Origin of the sequence: Solilutibacter pythonis, assembly GCF_003697345.1 — a bacterium.
GTDB lineage: Bacteria > Pseudomonadota > Gammaproteobacteria > Xanthomonadales > Xanthomonadaceae > Solilutibacter > Solilutibacter pythonis.
Genome location: NZ_RFLY01000016.1, coordinates 12798 through 25997 on the forward strand (window position 1 = coordinate 12798; position 13200 = coordinate 25997).

General features: G+C 60.1%; 12 protein-coding genes, 1 pseudogene and 1 CRISPR repeat array (1 of these 14 cut by a window edge). All 13 genes and pseudogenes read left to right on the forward strand.

Going from position 1 to position 13200, the window contains the following annotated elements; translation table 11 throughout:
• Positions 1-319: a CRISPR direct-repeat array (repeat unit 28 nt; unit sequence GTTCACGGCCGCGTAGGCCGCTTAGAAA) (it extends 909 nt beyond the left edge of the window).
• A 413-nt stretch (positions 320-732) separates the two neighbouring features.
• The 13 genes and pseudogenes from EBB59_RS10680 to cas7c all read left to right on the forward strand — a co-directional run bounded on the left by EBB59_RS10680 (position 733) and on the right by cas7c (position 13188).
• Entirely contained in the window at positions 733-2268 is a 1536-nt protein-coding gene (locus EBB59_RS10680) for a catalase (RefSeq protein WP_122102143.1), read from the forward strand.
• A 211-nt stretch (positions 2269-2479) separates the two neighbouring features.
• Positions 2480-3016 (forward strand): ankyrin repeat domain-containing protein, encoded by a 537-nt coding sequence (locus EBB59_RS10685; RefSeq protein WP_245979262.1) that lies wholly within the window; start codon positions 2480-2482, stop codon positions 3014-3016.
• A gap of 127 nt (positions 3017-3143) precedes the next feature.
• Entirely contained in the window at positions 3144-5393 is a 2250-nt protein-coding gene (locus EBB59_RS10690; RefSeq protein WP_122102145.1) for a CRISPR-associated endonuclease Cas3'', read from the forward strand.
• Between the two features lie 337 nt (positions 5394-5730).
• Positions 5731-6000: a nucleotidyl transferase AbiEii/AbiGii toxin family protein gene (locus EBB59_RS14245; protein ID WP_245979239.1), complete on the forward strand. Its 270-nt coding sequence runs from the start codon at positions 5731-5733 to the stop codon at positions 5998-6000.
• Between the two features lie 132 nt (positions 6001-6132).
• On the forward strand, positions 6133-6534 hold the full coding sequence (locus tag EBB59_RS14250; protein WP_245979241.1) for a hypothetical protein: 402 nt from the start codon (positions 6133-6135) through the stop codon (positions 6532-6534).
• 628 nt (positions 6535-7162) lie between these two features.
• Positions 7163-7987 (forward strand): annotated as a pseudogene (locus EBB59_RS10710) (DnaB-like helicase C-terminal domain-containing protein).
• Positions 7969-8493, forward strand: coding sequence for a transposase family protein (locus tag EBB59_RS14255; RefSeq protein WP_245979243.1), 525 nt, complete (start codon positions 7969-7971; stop codon positions 8491-8493). Before EBB59_RS10710 ends, EBB59_RS14255 begins: the two are co-directional and overlap by 19 nt.
• The gene (locus EBB59_RS14390) at positions 8438-8716 is read left to right on the forward strand and encodes a transposase (protein ID WP_281273242.1); all 279 of its coding nucleotides are present in this window, start codon (positions 8438-8440) and stop codon (positions 8714-8716) included. Before EBB59_RS14255 ends, EBB59_RS14390 begins: the two co-directional genes overlap by 56 nt.
• Complete coding sequence (locus EBB59_RS14395) at positions 8716-8919, forward strand: transposase (RefSeq protein WP_281273243.1); 204 nt, start codon at positions 8716-8718, stop codon at positions 8917-8919. The genes EBB59_RS14390 and EBB59_RS14395 overlap by 1 nt, the downstream gene beginning before the upstream one ends.
• Complete coding sequence (locus tag EBB59_RS14400; protein ID WP_425451830.1) at positions 8916-9398, forward strand: transposase; 483 nt, start codon at positions 8916-8918, stop codon at positions 9396-9398. The genes EBB59_RS14395 and EBB59_RS14400 overlap by 4 nt, the downstream gene beginning before the upstream one ends.
• A gap of 417 nt (positions 9399-9815) precedes the next feature.
• The gene (gene cas5c / locus EBB59_RS10720; protein WP_122102148.1) at positions 9816-10490 is read left to right on the forward strand and encodes a type I-C CRISPR-associated protein Cas5c; all 675 of its coding nucleotides are present in this window, start codon (positions 9816-9818) and stop codon (positions 10488-10490) included.
• On the forward strand, positions 10487-12325 hold the full coding sequence (gene cas8c, locus EBB59_RS10725) for a type I-C CRISPR-associated protein Cas8c/Csd1 (RefSeq protein WP_122102149.1): 1839 nt from the start codon (positions 10487-10489) through the stop codon (positions 12323-12325). Before cas5c ends, cas8c begins: the two co-directional genes overlap by 4 nt.
• Positions 12322-13188, forward strand: a complete 867-nt coding sequence (gene cas7c / locus EBB59_RS10730) for a type I-C CRISPR-associated protein Cas7/Csd2 (RefSeq protein WP_122102150.1) — start codon at positions 12322-12324, stop codon at positions 13186-13188. The genes cas8c and cas7c overlap by 4 nt, the downstream gene beginning before the upstream one ends.
• Positions 13189-13200 lie beyond the last annotated feature (12 nt).

A 13200-nucleotide genomic window follows, 5' to 3' on the forward strand; every position in this document is an offset into this window, starting at 1 on the left:
CGCGTAGGCCGCTTAGAAAAATTACGGGACACTATCTCAAGACGACTATAGGTTCACGGCCGCGTAGGCCGCTTAGAAAACGATGGATGCGAGTATCGCCCTATAGGGCTAGTTCACGGCCGCGTAGGCCGCTTAGAAAAAACGATCAGCCGTTGATTTCTGTTCGTCGGCGTTCACGGCCGCGTAGGCCGCTTAGAAATGCGACGGCCCCTGCCTGCGGCCACCACCCTCGTTTACGGCCACGTAGGCCGCTTAGAAAAAGCGCCAGGGCGTAACGGACAGCCCGATATGGTTCACGGCCGCGTAGGCCGCTAAATAATGTATGCCGAAAATCCCATTTGCTCGACGGCACTCACGGTCGTATGGAAATACTTTAATATTTTCGGATCAAAATCTAATTGTCGGTGGATTTTTTTCATGTAAAAAATGGATGTTTTGAACTTATTGCCAACGGGGTGGGTTGACTTATCCAAAATTAATATTATTGTTGTGCTGCCCGCATTGAGTAATCATTGGCGCCCAGGTGAGCGGTTCCTGACGGGATTGAAAGACAAGTGCTCATTAAGGCTGGAGTATTCCAGTCAATTAATTCGTTCTTGGATTTAAATCTCCCTGATTGATAGGTAAGCTCTATCGTGCGGATGGGAAATTTCGATTTCATTTTGATGGCGAACTCTCGCAGTATGCCTGCGGGAGAGCGGTATCCATGTGTATTCAAAGCCGAGGTTTGCCATGACATTCACTACAACGCTAGGGACGACAGCTTTGCTGGTCGCCGGTCTGACGACTGGTGGCGTCTCCGACAGCACAATGACGCGCGATAACGGTGCGCCGGTTGGCGACAACCAGAATTCTCAGACGGCTGGCCCCGATGGGCCGGTGCTGTTGCAGGATGTGCACCTCATCGAGAAATTGCAGCGCTTCGATCGAGAGCGCATTCCCGAGCGTGTGGTGCATGCGCGCGGTACTGGCGCGTTTGGCCGGTTCGTCAGTTCTGGCGACCACAGTGCCCTGACGCAAGCGGCTCCGTTTCTGGCAGCGGGCAAGGTCACTCCGGTATTCGTGCGTTTTTCGACGGTAATCCACCCCTCTGGCTCGCCGGAGACACTGCGAGATCCTCACGGCTTCGCCACTAAGTTTTATAGCGATCAGGGCAACTGGGATTTGGTGGGCAACAATCTGCCGATATTCTTCATCCGCGATGCGATCAAGTTTCCGGACATGGTCCATTCGTTGAAGCCCTCGCCGATCAATAATGTGCAGGATCCGAACCGCTTCTTCGATTTCTTCAGCCATCAGCCCGAATCCACCCACATGCTGACGCAGGTGTATTCCGATCTGGGAACGCCGGCGAGTTACCGCATGATGGATGGCAATGGCGTGCATGCCTACAAATTCATCAATGCCGCGGGGGAAGTGCGCTATGTCAAGTTCAATTGGCGCAGCAATCAGGGGGTGAAGACCCTTGACCTGGACCAGGTGGCCGAAGTGCAGTCGCGCGATTTCAATCACTTGACCAACGATCTTTACGGCGCGATTGGGCGTGGCGAATTCCCGAGCTGGGATCTCTACGTGCAGGTGCTGAAGCCCGAGCAGCTCAATGGTTTCGCCTTCAATCCGCTGGATGCCACGAAGATCTGGCCGGATGTGCCGGCGGTGAAACTCGGCACCATGACGCTCGATAAAGTGCCCGGCAATTTCTTCCAGTCCACGGAGCAGAGCGCGTTCGCGCCCGCGAATCTGATCCCGGGTATCGAGCCGAGCGAGGATCGCTTGTTGCAGGGGCGTATTTTCAGCTATGCCGATACTCAGCTTTACCGGCTGGGTGCCAATCACAAGCAATTGCCGATCAATGCGCCGCGCAATATAACCATTGCCAACCACAATCAGGATGGTTTCATGCGCTTGCGGGAGGACATGGATAACGTCAATTACCAGCCCAGCCGTACCGGCGATGGCCATGTCGAGGATCGCCGCCATCTCTACTCGCAGTTGGCTTTGAGCGGCGCCACCCAGCAGCAGCGTATCGCCAAGACCGATAATTTCAGTCAGGCCGGTGCGTTCTGGCGGGGGTTGTCGCGCAAGGCGCAGGGCAATCTGATTCGCAATCTGGCGGCTGACCTTGGGCAGGTGCGTGATGCCATGATCAAGAACACGATGGTGGCGCACTTCTACAAGGCCGATGCCGATTACGGCCGGAAACTGGCGAGCGCGGTGAAAGCCGACCTCCGTGAAGTGGAACGGATCGCGGCCAAGCTCGAAGGTTGATCCAGCTCGCGCACCGGCGTCATGCGGTGCGCATACCGAATCCGGCATGCAGTTGCATCGCCGGCCGTCCGGGGTGGTTCATGCCGCTCTCCCTTCAGGAAGGCCACCCCGGACACCTCTTCATGAACATGGCCTGGTTTGGCCGGGCAGCTCGTCCCTTCGAAAAGAAACTGAAATGACTTCCATTGCACGCCACGTATTCTTGTTGTTGATGTTGCTTGGTCCGTCCATGGCGATATCGGCCGAGCCCGCCCGGGACCTGAGCCCACAGGGGCTTGCGCCATATTGGTTCAAGGCTGTCCGTGCGGGCGATATGGATTTGGTGGAAACGCTCTTGCAGCGCGGTATCGATATCGAAGTGACTAACGAGCGTGGCTTCAGCGCCTTGATTTTGGCCGCTTACAATGGTCAGCCGGCACTGGTAAGCGATTTGCTGAAGCGTGGCGCCGACCCCAATCGCGGCGACCGGACCGGCAATACGGCATTGATGGGCGCCTTGTTTCGTGGCGATGAAGCCTCCGCGCGTCTTTTGCTGGCGGACCCGCGCATTGATATCGATCGAAAGAACAATGCCGGCCAGACTGCCGCCATGTTCGCGGCCCTGTTCGGGCGTACCGAATTGCTGCTGGAACTGGCCGATCATGGTGCCGATCTCGATGCCGTGGACGCGGCTGGCGCCAGCGTGCGCTCGTTGGCCGCGCGGCAGGGGCATGACACGCTGCTTGCCGAATTGGACAAGCGCCATTGAAGTGAAATGCGGTTGTCGATGATGGCTGGAAGCTCCCCATCCTTTTTCGAGAGTGTCGATTTCCAGTGTCGTGGTAGATACACCAAAGCGGTGTATGCTTCGGTAAACCACGGAGGAGGGGGATGGGATGGATTTCTACGCGCATTCCGGCAGGCATGCCGATAAATCCGACTGGCAACCGCTGTCGGCCCATTGCAACGACGTAGGGGAGGGGGCCGCGCAACGGGCGGCGTTCTTCGGGGCAGAGGCATTGGCGCGCCCCGCGGGGCAATTACACGACCTGGGTAAATACACCGAGAAGTTCCAGGGGCGGCTGGAGGGCGAGGTGCCGAAGGTCGATCACTCCACTTGGGGGGCGTGGGTGGCGACGCAGCGTTATGTGGGCCGGGAAAAAGGGCTGGCCAATCTGATCGCCTATGCCATTGCCGGCCACCATGCGGGCCTGGCGAATGGCAGCGGTCTGGAGAGGGCACGGAAGTCGCTTGCCGAGCGATTGGGCGATGATTATCTCGCCACACTGCCGCCCCTGCTCCCGCATTGGGCGCGGGAAATCGAGCTTCCCACGCATCTTGCGTTGCCCCGGGGATTCAAGCCGAATCAGGCGCGCGGCGCGTTCCAGCTTTCATTGTTGACTCGGATGGTCTTTTCCTGCCTGGTCGATGCCGATTTCGTCGATACCGACAATTATTACCGGCGGCTGGAAGGAAAAGCGCCGCGTCCCGAGAATGCCGGGCTGGCGCTCGAAGCGTTGCGAGACCGTCTCGATGCCCGCCTGTCCAGCTTCAAGGCCGACAGCCACGTCAACCGTATCCGTGCCGAGGTGCTGGCGCATGTGCGCGCGGAGGCCACGCACGCGCCCGGCCTGTTTTCGTTGAGCGTGCCGACGGGCGGCGGCAAGACGCTGGCCTCGCTGGCTTTCGCGTTGGATCATGCCATCGCCCACGGCCTGCGCCGGGTGATCTACGTGATTCCCTTCACCAGCGTCGTCGAGCAGACCGCCGCCGTCTTCCGCGCCGCGCTTGGTGAGTTGGGCGCGGCGGCGGTATTGGAGCATCACAGCGCCTTCCACGAAGACCCCGACAGCGCCCCGCAATCCATCGAAAAACGCCGCCTGGCGATGGAGAACTGGGATGCCCCCATCGTGGTCACTACGGCGGTGCAATTCTTCGAAAGCCTGTATGCCGATCGCCCTTCGCGCTGCCGCAAGTTGCACAACATCGCCGGCAGCGTGGTGATCCTGGACGAGGCCCAGACCCTGCCGCTGGATCTGCTGCGTCCCTGCGTCGCCTTGTTGGACGAACTGGCCTTGAACTATCGCACGAGCCTGGTGCTTTGCACGGCGACGCAGCCTGCCCTGCGCAGGGATCAGGGCTTCAGCGACGGGCTGGAAAACGTCCATGAGCTGGCGCCCGACCCGTCCGCGTTATATCAGCGCCTGCGCCGGGTACGGGTGCGGCACGTCGGCGTGATGGATGACCAGGCGCTTGCCGGCGCCCTGCGTGAACGCGAGCAGGCGCTTTGCATCGTCAACAATCGCCGCCATGCCCGAACGCTGTTCGATGCCATCGCCGATGCGCCGGGTGCGCGCCACCTCACCACCTTGATGTATGCCCGCCATCGCAGCGACGTGCTGGCGGATATCCGTCAACGTTTGAAGGATGGGCAGCCCTGCCGCGTCGTATCCACCAGCTTGGTGGAAGCCGGCGTGGATGTGGATTTCCCGGCCGTTTTGCGCGCCGAAGCCGGGTTGGATTCCATCGCCCAGGCCGCCGGGCGATGCAACCGCGAAGGCCGGCGAGGCCCGGGCGAGAGCGATGTCCTGGTGTTCGCGGCCCCCGACTGGCAGCCGCCCCGCGAGCTGGAGCACCAAGCGGCCGTGTTCCGCGCCATCGAGCCGGCACACCGGGACGACCTGCTGGCGTTGGATGCGGTCGAAGCCTATTTTCGCGAACTATACGCCCGTCTTGGCGATGGAAGGCTGGACCGCGATGACCTGCTCGGCCTGCTCAGGGCGGCCGCGCCCGACACCTTGCCGCTGGAGACGCTGGCGGCGAAGTTCCGCCTCATCCAGACCCGGATGCGGCCGATCATCATTCCTTTCGACCACGACAGCGGCGAGCGTATCCCGGAGGTGGACGAAGCACTGGACGACCTGGCGTTCGCGCCCGGCGCCGCGCGCAAGCTACAACCCTATCTGGTGCAAGTTCCGGAGCAGGCTTACGACGCCCTGCGGCAAGCGCACGCCATCCAGCCGGTAGCCCCCGAGCGCTACGCCGATCAATTCGTGGTGCTGCTCAATCCACGCTTGTACGACAAGCGGTTCGGGCTGCATTGGGAGGCGCCGCAGTTTTTAGAGGCGGACAGACTTGTAATTTGAATTTGGGTATTTGGATTCTTTGGTTGGTGGCTAATCATGGGGCAGCAATCTGGCTTGGAGCTGGCTGTGGGGCACCTGGACGCTTCGTCGGGCCAGTGTTGACCGCTGAACAGTTGGCCTCTGCGCTGCGTGCTGGTTCCACGCGCAATTTGTCAGTGCCCCCTGCTGCTGCCGCGCTGATCAGTTCTTTGTTCGCCGAGCTTCCATCAGACTTGATACTGCGGTGTACGGTCGAAGCCGCTGCCGATGTTCGGCGCGTCAACAATCTCTATCGCGAGGCATTGGCCGATGCGCTTCCATCAGTTCGGACGTGGGAGACCTCGGTGGAGCACTTCTTGTGAGTGGCACCACGCATGATGAGGTGATTGCTCACCGCCAGTCCGGGTCATGGCGGAACCTCGAACGGGCTGCACTGACGATCATCGCCGACGTTCAGGAATACGCCGGCAGCGCTTTTCAGCCCAAACTCGGTGGTGGCACTCGCTTGATGCTGGCGTTGGATCACCGCATCAGCCATGACATCGACCTTTTCATACGTGATCCACAATGGGTCGGGTACATCACTCCTCGCCTGAATGAGCGTGTTGAAGCGGTGATTGCGGGCTAGGAAGAGGCGGCGGACTTCCTCAAGCTCAACTTGCCGGATGGCGAAATCGACTTCATTGTCCGAGGCTCCTTGCTCGGTCTCCCAGATGAAGTCTCGTAGGAAACAAGACTGCCACTGGAGCCCATTGCGGAAGTGCTGGCGAAAAAGTTGTTTTATCGGGGCTCGGCGCTAACGCCACGCGACCTGTTTGACTGGTGGACGGTGGAGACATTGAAACCAGCGCTTGTCCAGAAGGCAGAGATGGGGCGTCTGCTGGAGAGTAAGCGCCAAGGTATTCTAAAGGCACTCGAACTGCTGCCGAGATCAACTGCGGCTGCCAGGTTGTGGGATGGAATCTTTGCCCCGGATAAGCCTGATATGCCGGATGTTGCTGCGTGGGGGCGGGATGCACTGGGTCAGTACCAACAGGCTTCGATGAAGATGCTCGGACAGAAACTGGAAGTGAAACGTCTTTTCGAATATTGGGCTTCCAAGCCTGCCAGATCAGTTCCAAGCGCCGATGAACCGTCGACCGATGATGGGCCGGAGCCTTGAAATAATCGCTTTGAAACCATGCTTGATTGGCATGCTCGCAGACATTCTTTATCTGTCCGTCCACAGTGCAGGCGCAGCGGATGTAGTCAAGACGACCAGTCAAGTGGACGCTGGCGAGCGAGTGAGCCTCAGTCTCCGCAACCTGCTCCGTAAAGGCCAGGAAGCGTCTGCGCATTGATTGACTAGAGAACAAAAGACCTTGTGCGTGCGCTCGAATGTTAGGAGCGAAACTGGCGGTTGCTGAAAGACGTGGTCGATCCGGCAGACACCCGCACCACGATAAACCCCGTGCAAGTGTTTGGCGTGACCGCCACGGAGGTGTCCGCGAATCTGGAAACCGTGGCGCCAGAGTGGGGTTTCTCAGTGCCCGAGAAGTCCGTGCCAGAAGTCGTGAGGCTGGCTGGATTGCATTCTGATCCCGAGACGTCGCGCCGCTCAAGCGCGAATTCTCGGACGATGCCATGCGGCTTTCCGATGGGGGCAATGGTCGTTGGACGCTGAGCTGCGGCCAGTATTTCGAGGAGTTCGATGGCGATGGACCTTGACGAAAGCTAAAGAGTGGGTTGCCAAGGCCCCTGTTCGCGATGCCGTTCCTACGGAAGCGGCGCTATCTCAATGGTTCGAGGGATTGCAAGGCCGCTACAACGATCCTTTCGACCATGAATTCTCAACGGGTTTCCTCGAAATTGACTCGCTCACGGCTGGTCTCCATCCAGAGGGCTTGGTTGTCATCGGTGGACGACCGATGTCGGGGAAAACGGCTCTCGCGCTTGGAATAAGTCAGTATGTAGGGGGCAAGAATCAAGGCGGAGTCGTATTCTTCACTCCGGAGTCCACCTCCACTCTGATGGCAACACGCTTAGTCGCGGCATTGAGTCGGGTCGCAATTGGAGCCATTCGGTCTGGTCGCGACATTGATGGAAATCATTGAAGGAAAATAACAAATTCAGTCCACATCCTGAAACAGGCTCGAATATGGATCGACGATACGCTGGGGCTGACTCCGGAAGTGATGCGAAGCAAGGTATTTCGGATTGCCGAGGATCACGGCGCCCCAGAACTCATCGTTGTCGATAATCTGCAACAGATGCGAGTTCCCGGCCTCAGAGGCAACCGAATCGCATCGCTCAAAGAACTTGCTAAAGAGACTCGTGCTCCAATCATTGCCACTTCACATTTGCTGCGCTCTACGGAGAGAGGCTACGGTAACAATAGCCGCCCAGTCCTGAGTGATCTTCGAGATTCTGGAGCGATTGAAGACATTGCTGACGGTGTTCTACTGCTCAATCGGAATGATGCCGACCCAGAGATGCTTGAGGTCATTGTCACAAAGCAGAAGCATGGCCCCATTGGTTCAGTTCTTCTTCGCTTCCTCGAAAGCTTCTCACTCGTCGACTCCATCCAAACAACTGACGACCGTGAGCAGTCCTGGTCGTGCCAACGAACATCCTGAACCTCCCCGCGTACCGGGTGAGGCGGGGCGAGGAGGACGAGCACGACTATCGCGTCTACGTCGTGGTGGTGTCGCCGATCACGACCTGCATCCATTGCCGGTCGGACGCGCTGGTCGGCTTCGGACGGCGGGAGCGACACGTCAAAGACCTGCCGATGCACACCCGACGTGTCGGGCTGTACATCGACACCCGGCGCTTCCAGTGCCGGAGCTGCGGCAAGACTTTCTACGAGACGCTGCTCGACGTAGCCGTGACCGCTCGGCTGGCATGCTGGATCGGCCAGCAGAGCCTCAAGCGGCCGTTCCTGTCGATCTCCGACGAGACCGGCATCGACGAGAAGACGTTTGCAACATCTTCCGGGACTAAACCAACGAGCTGGAAGCACAGGTGCGCTTCGAGATGCCCAAGATCATGGGCACGACGAAATCCACCTGATCAAGCCGCGCTGCGTGATCTCAAACATCGGCAACAACACGCTGGTCGACCTGCTGCCGAACCGCAATAAGGACTCGGTGCTCAAGTACCTTGCCAAGCTGGATCGTCGCGACAAGGTGCAGGTCGTGGCGATGGATATGTGGACGCCCTGCCGCGATGCCGTCGAGACGGTGTTGCCGCACGCCACCATCGTCATCGACAAGTTCCACGTGGTTAGCATGGCGAACGACGCTGTGGAGAAGGCACGCAAGGGCCTGCGTGGGGCACTGACGCCATCTCAGCGGGTGGGTTGATGCACGACCGCTTCGTGCTGCTCAAGCGCCAGTGTGACCTGACTGACAAGGATCGCCTCAACCTCGACGGCTGGACCAAGAACTATCCGGCGCTGGGCGAGGCGTACCGCGCCAAGGAGGCGTTCTACGGCATCTACGAGGCCGCGTCGCCGCGTCGCCCGAGGACGCGGTTCAGCGCTACGCGGCATGGGAGCAGGCCCTGACGTCCGAGATCAGGCCGTACTTCGTCGATCTGCTGCGGGCGTGGTCCAACTGGCGCTTCCACATTCTCAACTACTTCGAGCATCCGGTGACGAACGCCTACACTGAGGGCCTGAACAACCTGATCCGAGTGATGAACCGGCTGTGTCGGGGCTACTCGTTCGAGGCATTCCGGGCCAAGATTCTGTTTGCCGAGGGCATCCGCAAGCACACGCTGTCGCGGCTCAAGTACCAGAAGCGCGCTCCTGATCGCGTGCCGAGGTCAATGCAGGCGCCCCGTACCGCCTCTGGAGCCGCCACGCCACGTCGCGCCGAAGAGCTACGGCATGGACATCGACCGGCTGGTCGAGATGTTGGAGCGTGGGGAGCTCTGACCCGATCAATCGAATGGCCAGCACGCGCCGAGCTGGCCACTACTGGCTGGATCAAACAACGATTCCGCACACCATCAAACTTTACTGATGATCATCCCGAAGGGTGAACTTTGCTTTTTTAATGTGTTGACAAGGGCATTCCCGCGCGATAAAAAGAAAGGGCCAGCGTGACAGCGCTGGCCCTTGTGTCCGAAGTGCTCTTTCTGAAGGGTGTATCCAGTGGTTCGTGCAGACCAAAGGAGGAAATGATGGTTGGCCATCATTTGAACAGAATATAGGAGCTTCGGTGCATGGCACATGGAAGTGCCGCGCACTGCTACCTTACGTTGAGAAGTCAGCTCAAGCAATGACTTGAATTTACCTTGGGCTGGGAATAGAAATACTGATGATCCCTCCCGGAGGGAGCTTTGCGTGTGTTTCTGCCTCCACTTTTGGGTGGAGGCAGTCTTCCTCTCTTAAGGCTGCTATAACATTCAGCATGAGGGGGTAATGGGAAAGTTTTCAGGTTGAGCATAGGGGTGGATATGGCTTACGGAATCAAACTTCACGTCTGGGGCGAGCGGGCGCTGTTCACCCGGCCGGAGATGAAAGTGGAACGGGTATCGTACGACGTCATCACGCCATCGGCGGCGCGCGGCATCCTGCAAGCGATCCACTGGAAGCCGGCCATCGAATGGGTGGTGGACAGCATCCAGGTGCTGAAACCGATCCGCTTCGAATCCATCCGCCGCAATGAAGTGGGCGGCAAGCTTTCGGCCGCCAACATCCGCAAGGCGATCAAGGCGGGGCGTACCGAGGGGCTGGTCAGTCTGGTCGAAGACGACCGCCAGCAACGTGCCGCCACGGTATTGCGCGATGTCGGTTACGTCATCGGCGCGCATTTCGAGCTGACCGGCCGGGCTGGGCCGGAGGACAACGAAGGCAAGCATCTGGACATCTTCAACCGCCGTGCCCGGCGCGGGCAGTGCTTCCAGATGCCCTGTCTCGGTACGCGCGAATTTCCCGCGAATTTCGCCCTGGTCGAAGACGAGACCGGCAAGCCCGCGCCGGATGCCGCCCTGCAAGGCGAACGCGACCTGGGGTGGATGCTGCACGACATCGACTTCGCCAACGGCATGACGCCGCGCTTCTTCCGCGCCCGCATGGTGGATGGCTTGATCGATGTGCCGCCCTTCGATGGCGGCGAGGTGCGCGCATGATCCTCGGCGCACTCAACGACTATTACCAACGCCTGCTGGAGGACGCGGATTCCGGCGTGGCGCGGCCCGGCTACAGCCAGGAGAAGATCGGCTTCGCCATCGTGCTGTCGGTGGAGGGCGAGGTGGTCGAGGTGATCGACCTGCGCGAGGATTCGGGCAAGAAGAAGATTCCCGCCCTGCTCAGCGTGCCGCGGCCGGAAAAGCGTACAGCCGGCGTCAAACCCAATTTCCTCTGGGACAAGACCAGCTACGTGCTGGGCGTCAGCGCCAGCAGCAAACGCAGCGAGCAAGAACATGCCGCGTTCAAGGCGTTGCACCAGGAAGCGCTGGCGGGCAACGACGATCCCGGCCTGGAGGCGCTTCGTGCTTTCTTGCAGAAATGGCGACCCGCGCAGTTCGACGGGCATCCGCGGTTCGCCCCCTTCGGCGAGGAGCTGCTCGATGCCAATCTGGTGTTCCGCTTGCGGGACGACGAGAAAAGCAGCGAGGGCCTGCGCTGGCTGCATCAGCGCCCGGCCGCCCTCAGGCTCTGGGCCGATCGACAAAGCGGGACGGCGGATGGCGCCTCCGCCCTATGTCTGGTGACTGGCGAACAAGCGCCGCTCGCGCGGCTGCATCCGGCGATCAGGGGGGTCAACGGCGCGCAGAGTTCGGGCGCCTCCATCGTCTCGTTCAATCTGGATGCCTTCAATTCCTACGGCAAGCGCCAGGGCGAAAACGCGCCGGTATCCGAACCCGCCGCCTTCGCCTACACCACCGCGCTCAACCATTTGCTGCGCCGGGTTGCTTCAAACCGCCAGCGCGTGCAGATCGGCGACACCACGGTGGTGTTCTGGGCGCAAGCGCCGAATGCCGGGGCGGCGAGCGAGGCCGAGGATTTGCTGGCCGGCTTCTTCAACCCGGGCGATGAGGATGCCCAGGCCACCACTCGCCTGCGCGAAGCCCTTGAACAAGTGCGGCGGGCGCTCCCGCTGCGCGATCTCGGCGGGCGGCTGGATGACGGCACCCGTATCCACGTACTGGGTCTGGCGCCGAATGCCTCGCGCCTGTCCATCCGCTTCTGGGAAACCGTGAGCCTGGCGCGGTTCGCCAGACGCTTGGCCGATCATTTCGACGACATCGCGCTGGCACCCCTGCCATGGCGCCACCTACCCACCCCGCAGACCCTGGCCCTGGCCACCGCCCCGCTTTACGAGGGCAAGAAACCCAGCGCGGAGGACGTTTCTCCCCTGCTGGCCGGCGAATTGACCCGCGCGATCCTGAACGGGAGGCGTTACCCGCAAAGCCTGTTGGCCGCATTGGTCATGCGTTTCCGCGCCGATGGAAAAATCACTCGCACGCGCGTCGCGCTCTGCAAGGCGGTACTGGTACGTAACGCAAGGCTCAAAAATCCACACGACAAGCAAAGGGAGGTTCTCGTGAGTCTCGATCAAGATTGTTCCGATGCCGGCTATCTGCTCGGCCGCCTGTTCTCCACGCTGGAAAACATCCAGCGCGCTGCATTGGGGGCACAGCTCAATGCGACCATCCGCGACCGTTATTACGGCGCGGCCTCGGCCACGCCGGCCAGTATTTTTCCGGTGTTGCTGCGTAATGCGCAGAATCACTTCTCCAAGCTGCGCAAGCAGAAACCCGGCCTGGCGGTCGTGTTGGAAAAGGAGATCGGCCAGGTCATGAATGCGTTGCCGACCCGCTTCCCGCGCAGCCTGTCCATCGAGCAACAGGGCCGCTTCGCCATCGGCTATTACCACCAGAACCAAGCTCGCTTCGCCGGCCATGGCGATGAAGCGGCCAATACCGAAATCGATACCGAATCCGAAGGAGAAACCGCATGAGCGCCATCGCCCACCGCTACGAGTTCGTCTACCTGTTCGATGTCACCAATGGCAACCCCAATGGCGACCCCGATGCCGGCAACCTGCCGCGGCTCGACCCCGAAACCAACCGTGGCCTAGTTACCGACGTGGCCCTGAAGCGGAAGATTCGCAACTACGTGGCGTTGGAAAAAGAGGGTGCCCCCGGTTTCGCCATCTACATGCAGGAAAAATCGGTGCTGAACAACCAGCACAAGCAAGCCTATGAAGCGCTCGGCATCAAACCGGAGCCGAAGAAATTGCCCAAGAAAGAGGCCCAAGCCCGCGAATTGACCGCATGGATGTGCGGCAACTTTTTCGATGTGCGCAGTTTTGGCGCGGTGATGACCACGGAAGTCAATACCGGCCAGGTACGTGGGCCGATCCAGATGGCTTTCGCCAGCTCCGTCGAGCCGGTGCTGCCGTTGGAGGTTTCCATCACCCGTGTGGCCGTCACCAACGAGAAGGATCTGGAAAAAGAACGCACCATGGGGCGCAAGCACATCCTGCCCTATGGCCTGTATCGCGCGCATGGCTTCATTTCCGCCAAGCTGGCCGAGCGCACCGGCTTCTCCGAGGACGATCTGCAACTGTTCTGGCGCGCGCTGACAAACATGTTCGAGCATGACCGTTCGGCGGCGCGTGGAGAAATGGCCGCCCGTAAACTGATCGTGTTCAAGCATGAACACGTCATGGGCAATGCGCCGGCGCACGTGCTGTTCGACAAGGTGAAGGTCGAGCGTATCGATGCCGAATCACCGGCGCCCGCCCGCGGCTACGGCGATTACCGGGTCGTGATCGACCGCGAGCTGCCCGAGGGGGTCAGCGTGGAAGAGCTGCTCTGAAGGCGGGGCGGA